The organism is Rhizobium sp. CRRU65, from assembly GCF_048551595.1.
Taxonomy (GTDB): Bacteria; Pseudomonadota; Alphaproteobacteria; order Rhizobiales; family Rhizobiaceae; genus Rhizobium; species Rhizobium leguminosarum_J.
In genome coordinates this window covers 1-824 of record NZ_JBLYZH010000052.1, presented here as the reverse complement: position 1 = coordinate 824, position 824 = coordinate 1, and the positions used below count along the sequence as shown (strand labels likewise).

Here is an 824-nt window from a genome sequence, read left to right as displayed (position 1 = left end):
GCATCTTGCTGTCCTGGTCGAGGCCGGCCTGATCCTGCGCAAGGACAGCCCGAATGGAAAGCGCTATGCGCGCCGCGACAGGGCAGGGGCGATCGGCGATGCCTTCGGCTTCAGCGTCGCACCGCTTCTGGCGCGTGCTGTCGAAATCGAAAGCCTGGCCGCTCAGGCGGTTGCCGACCGGGAGCTGTTACGGGTGACCAGGGAACGCCTGACGTTGTGCCGGCGGGACATTTCCAAGCTGATCACGGCGGCGCTCGAAGAAGGGGTTTCCGGTGATTGGGAAGGCATTTCGGCGATGTTTCGAACGCTTCTTGCCCGAATTCCACGGGTGGCGACCGCCGAAGACCTGGCACCGCTGCTCGACGAGATGGCGATGCTGCGTGCAGAGATCGTCAACATGCTGGAAAGACGGATAAAAACACAAAAAATTGACGCCAATGAGTCTCAAATTGAGCATCACAAACAGAATTCAAATCCCGACTCCACTTATGAACTTGAACCAAGCTTCGAAACGAAGCAGGGCGAAAAGGCAGCGGCCGACAATGACCCGAACGCCGGGCCGTTATCGGCCGAACGAAGATTGAAGCAGCAAAAGCCTTCCGGCCGGATGAGCAACAGGGCGGGGGGCGCAGCCGACCCGGGCGCCGGACAAGGCCTGAAATCCTTCCCGCTCGGCCTCGTCCTCCAGGCCTGCCCCAGTATTCTCGACTATGGGCCCGGCGGAAACATCGGCAATTGGCGAGACTTGATGTCGGCGGCCGTCGTCGTGCGTTCGATGCTCGGCGTCAGTCCCTCGGCCTATGAGGAAGCCTGCTCGGGCATGG

General features: G+C 61.0%; 1 protein-coding gene. It reads left to right on the top strand.

What is annotated here, in order from left to right; translation table 11 throughout:
- Nucleotides 1–824 (top strand): plasmid replication protein RepC (gene repC, locus ACM5SV_RS36600; protein WP_419425532.1); only part of this gene is annotated, 824 nt, incomplete at both ends.